Origin of the sequence: uncultured Negativibacillus sp. (assembly GCF_944388365.1) — a bacterium.
Lineage (GTDB): Bacteria > Bacillota > Clostridia > Oscillospirales > Ruminococcaceae > Negativibacillus.
This window is the reverse complement of the sequence record NZ_CALXIN010000133.1, coordinates 1-4,329: the sequence shown is the minus strand read 5'-3', so window position 1 is coordinate 4,329 and position 4,329 is coordinate 1. Positions and strand designations below refer to the sequence as shown.

General features: G+C 47.4%; 5 protein-coding genes and 1 pseudogene. All 6 read right to left on the bottom strand.

Translation table 11 applies throughout. From position 1 onward, the window contains the following. Positions 1 to 245: 245 nt before the first annotated feature. Positions 246 to 1,874: a recombinase family protein gene (locus Q0L39_RS10980; protein ID WP_296629159.1), complete on the bottom strand. Its 1,629-nt coding sequence runs from the start codon at positions 1,872 to 1,874 to the stop codon at positions 246 to 248. A 173-nt stretch (positions 1,875 to 2,047) separates the two neighbouring features. Beyond that, positions 2,048 to 2,470, bottom strand: coding sequence for a recombinase family protein (locus Q0L39_RS10975; RefSeq protein WP_296629157.1), 423 nt, complete (start codon positions 2,468 to 2,470; stop codon positions 2,048 to 2,050). A 60-nt stretch (positions 2,471 to 2,530) separates the two neighbouring features. Next, positions 2,531 to 2,689, bottom strand: a complete 159-nt coding sequence (locus Q0L39_RS10970) for a hypothetical protein (protein ID WP_296629156.1) — start codon at positions 2,687 to 2,689, stop codon at positions 2,531 to 2,533. Positions 2,690 to 2,753: 64 nt separating this feature from the next. Next, positions 2,754 to 3,242 carry a hypothetical protein gene (locus tag Q0L39_RS10965; RefSeq protein WP_296629154.1) on the bottom strand — a complete coding sequence of 163 codons (489 nt, stop codon included), beginning with the start codon at positions 3,240 to 3,242 and terminating at the stop codon, positions 2,754 to 2,756. Positions 3,243 to 3,315: 73 nt separating this feature from the next. Next, positions 3,316 to 3,747, bottom strand: a complete 432-nt coding sequence (locus tag Q0L39_RS10960) for a hypothetical protein (RefSeq protein WP_296629152.1) — start codon at positions 3,745 to 3,747, stop codon at positions 3,316 to 3,318. Further along, a pseudogene (locus Q0L39_RS10955) lies at positions 3,744 to 4,329 on the bottom strand (DNA methylase); the annotation flags it as partial. The gene Q0L39_RS10960 and the pseudogene Q0L39_RS10955, both read right to left, overlap by 4 nt.

Sequence of the window (4,329 nt, the reverse complement as noted above, 5' to 3'; positions counted from 1 at the left end):
ATGGTTACACGGTTTTTGGTGGAGATAAGCGGGATCGAACCGCTGACCTCTTGAATGCCATTCAAGCGCTCTCCCAAGCCATCTGGTGGGCACCCTTTGATGGTTTAGGAGAATGCTTGCCCGTTCAAATGAAACATCATTTGAAAGCATGGACATTATAACATGGGGGATTTATGTTGTCAACTGGTCATATCAAATTTTGATATGTATCCCTTGCCGTTATTATGTATGGCAAGGGCGAGAGCTTATTGTGCTATAGGCAAGTCATGAGAGTCACATTCGTTGACGCTATCGATGCCGTTCAGGAACTGCTCCACATTGATATTGAATTCAATCTTGATCTTATAACCCTTACAGACTGAAACCCTTTTTATGATATAGCCACAGATCATTTTTTTGACTTCCATGTCGCTTTCGTCAAAGATCTTAGACCAAGATACAATCCGATTATACTCGGCTTTCATTTCATCAATCTTAGAGTTTCCTGCGTTCAGTTCGTCTGTGAGACTTGTGATTCGCTCACTGGTGTCCAGCACCTTCTGTCGGGTATCTTCCAGCATCTCTGTCAGCACATCTTGAGGCAGAGCACTTTTTCCTTGAATTGCCTTCGGAACTTCCGCTTTAAGCGATTCATATTCTTTATTGGCTTTGGTGTTTTCAGCTCTGGCCCGCTGCAGTTCCGAGCGCACCAGTGCCATCTGCTTCTGGAAGGCACTTCCCACGATCATTTCAGAGGAAGCTCCCCGCATCTTGTCGAAGACCTGATGCAACACCTCAGTGACGATTCCGTCTAAAATGTGCATCGTGTAGCCAGTCTGTCCAGTGCATTCCTGGCGACGCCTGGTCTTGTTGTAGCACACATAGCGAATGCGTTTCTTGTGGATCGGGGTCCCATCCGCAAGACGGGTCGTCGTTCCATTGGTGGTCAGCACCAGCCGCCCTCCACAGTGGCCACAGAATACATTTCCAGAAAGCAGGGATTGGCCTGTAGTATTTAACGGCACAGTGCGCTGTTCCTTCCGCTCGTTGGTACGCTCCAGCATCAGCCTTTGCGCCATATCAAAATGCTCTGGTGTAATGATCTGGAGGGCTTCAAATGGACCGGCATAGGTTTCACCGCTTCTTAGTATGCCTTTGTAGAGCGGGTTGTGAAGGATGCCTCCCACGCTTGCATCGTGCCAGTTTTGTCCCTTCCGGTTCTTGATCCCGTGGTCATTGAGGAAATTTGCAAGGCGCCATCTGCCGTAGCCAGAGGATACACAGAGGTCAAACATCATCTGAACTACCTTTGCCTCATCCTCATCGATGACCAGCATGTATACCTCATGCTTCCGTTTGTTGTAGATGCCGCTCTTTTCAAGCCTGTAGCCGTAAGGGGTATTGCCACCTCGAAATCGGCCATCTTCAACCATCTGACCAAGGGCTGTTTTAGTACGCATGGAGGTTTTCTGGCTCTCTCCGTCGGCCTGCCAGAAGCGGATGTAGTTTGTCAGGCGATCTGTATGAGATTCAAATCGCTGTTCTCCTTCCTGTACGCTCCATACGCGGATGCCCTTTTTTACGAACCACTCTACTACAAAGGGGGTCTCGTCTGACTTGCGTCCCAGCCGGTCAAACATATAGACCAACAGAATATCGAACTTGCCCTGTTCCGCATATTTCTTGATAAGCTGCAGTTTGTCCCGGTTATCAGCACTTACTTTATAGCCAGACACGCCGGTTTCCTGCTCCTCACCCACAATGAGCCACCCATTTTTCGCTGCGAACTCATGGCAAGCTTTCCTCTGCATGGGGATGTCTGCCTGGTTATTCTCATCGTGATCGACCTGCTTGCTTGTGGAGACTCTGTATAAACAATAAACTCTTTCAGCCATTTTGGTATCCGTCCTCTCTTAGTTTTCGTGTGAGAGGGCAAACACCTAATCTATCATATTTGATTTTCAAGGTTCACAGCTTCTGCCATGCCCATTATCTCACACTACGGCCCGAAAAGCCAGCAAATTGAAAATAATTTCTTTGTTTTATTTCAACCTTTATGGCTTGTCCTTTAACACTCGGATGACTGACCATTCAGCTGTGCGGGATTTTCTTCCTGCCAAAATTGAATGTACTGGCTGAGCCTTTTTCTGTCTAAATTGAGGTCTTGCTTCCCTTCATATACGCTCCAAAGCTGGATGCCTCGCATGCCGAACCATTCCATGGTAGATGGGGTTTTGTGTTGTTCAGATTCAAGGCGATCAAACATAAAGACCAGTAAAATGTCAAACTCAGACCGTTCCGCCTGCTGTTTGATCTGCACCAGCTTGTCCGGCTTCGTGGTACTGGCTGCACTGCCGGAAAGCCTCATATCTTGCTCTTCCTGGACTACACTCCACCCCATCTTTTTTGCAAAGTTACGGCATGCATCTTTTTGCAGAAGGATACTTTCATGGCTTGCTCCGCGATATAAACAACATACTCTATTCATCATTTTGGCACTATCCTTTCTTGAATTAAAAATATGAAACAACAGGCACGGGAGTGGTGTCTATTACTTGTTGGGCATCGAATAAGATCCGAGCAGTGCTCGTTTTACGAAGGCCGCCGCTTCCAAATTGGGCTTTTCCGCAAAGCACATTGTTACCTTATAGCCCTGAACATTGATTTCCATTTCCGATTTTTTGAGGTTGTGTTTGAGCTCTTTGTTCATGGTAATGCCTCCTTTTGAGAGGCCACCCACCAGGACCGATGGGCGGCCCGGTGGGAATTTGATTTTACAGAGAGAATGTATCTAAGGCGGTGATCCCCTCCTCATCTTGCTCTTGCTGCGCAAGCCTGCAATAGACAGCGGCGTTATTGATGTTGGGAGCATTATCTTCACTTGGTATCAGTGGTCGCTCTAAGAGACCAATTTCCCGTGTCACCTGTTCTTCCAGAGAAATCACGCGGAACCGCGGTAGCTTCGCCTCATCAAGGGACGGGAGCTGGTCAAAACTCGGTACGATCAGGGTGTTGTATTTTCCACCGGCAATATCCCGCAGGAATTTTTCAACAATTATGTCTGCACATTCTGCGGAATAAGTAGAGTCCACTAAATAACTGTGTTCAGGAATAACATTATTTTCAACCAAATACGCAGTCAGCATATCGTCCCACTGCTTCATCTCTAAAACAGTGGTATCCTTTCCCAAGCGAAAGAATGTGGCCATTTGGGGATCTACCCGAAAGCTGTTTTTGGTCCAGTCCGTATTCTCAAACATCATCGGTTCAGTCTCCTCTTTCACTCTGCAGAAAAGCCGGCTATCTAATGTTGATAGCCGGCCTCTCTGAGTAGTGTTATTCAACCAGGGTCATATCGCGGAGTTCTTCGCTGCCTATGTCTACTACATGGATCAGCGGTATCTTGATCCCATTTGTCAGACGCAATACCTTTTCAAATTCATCTATTCTTTTCAAGTAACCTGTAGTCGTAATATATTGACCTCCATCCTTCTTCTCGTCAGGTTGGAACCAAGTTACCGTGACTTTCGGATGCTCTTTAATATGCTCCAACAGGATACGCTGCTTTTGGTCCAGTACGGCTTTGAGATCTTCGGTCAATTCGATCTCCTGATCAGTCAGCCGGGCCGTTTCTGCGAGAGCTGCGCTGTGTCCAGATAGAGCTGCAAAAGGAGAAAACTGAGTTGCACGGTTTGAGAGAGACATCCTTGGATGTTTTGTTGAGGTAGGATGAGGCATCTGAATGATATCATCGTAAGGACTACTCATGCCTGGTGCCCTCCAATCGTCTGGTTTCGTTCCCTGGCTGTTGCGCCATCCTCTAAATTCAACCCTTTGAGGATGGCGTTCTTTCCAAACTTCTTTTTTATCCCCAGCATGGTTTCCTGGATTTTTCTTTCACGAGCGTGGGAGGCTTCATGTGCTTCCCTTTGCCTTTTCTGCTCCTCATAGTCAATGAACAAATCCAACTGTTCCGCCTGATCCTGTCTGGGGACATCTCCTTCACATAGCAAACGATTGGCGCTGATACTTAAACGACGAACCAGCAGAGATCTGTCCACGATCCGATCATAGAGGGTGGTGACTGCCGCCAGTAGATCATTTGCCGAAGATGTATACGGGAAGTTCTCCGTGCCCACAGCATGCTTGGGTATCTTTCGCCCATATCGATCTGTGGTGACCTCACCAGCATATACCGAAGTCCCACGAGTGGGGGTCAAATTTTCAATATCATAGCCTACAGTCAGAACCAGTTGATTGGTGACCAGCCCCTTATCGACCAGCTCCAACGCCAGCGCATCAGCCATCTCTCGAACTACCAGCCTTGCCTTATCATAGGAATAAGGGCAC

Bases quoted from the DNA above. Each gene is read 5' to 3' on its own strand.
- Q0L39_RS10960 (WP_296629152.1), bottom strand. From the start codon at position 3,747: ATGAGTAGTCCTTACGATGATATCATTCAGATGCCTCATCCTACCTCA.
- Q0L39_RS10970 (WP_296629156.1), bottom strand. From the start codon at position 2,689: ATGAACAAAGAGCTCAAACACAACCTCAAAAAATCGGAAATGGAAATC.
- Q0L39_RS10980 (WP_296629159.1), bottom strand. From the start codon at position 1,874: ATGGCTGAAAGAGTTTATTGTTTATACAGAGTCTCCACAAGCAAGCAG.
- Q0L39_RS10975 (WP_296629157.1), bottom strand. From the start codon at position 2,470: ATGATGAATAGAGTATGTTGTTTATATCGCGGAGCAAGCCATGAAAGT.
- Q0L39_RS10965 (WP_296629154.1), bottom strand. From the start codon at position 3,242: ATGATGTTTGAGAATACGGACTGGACCAAAAACAGCTTTCGGGTAGAT.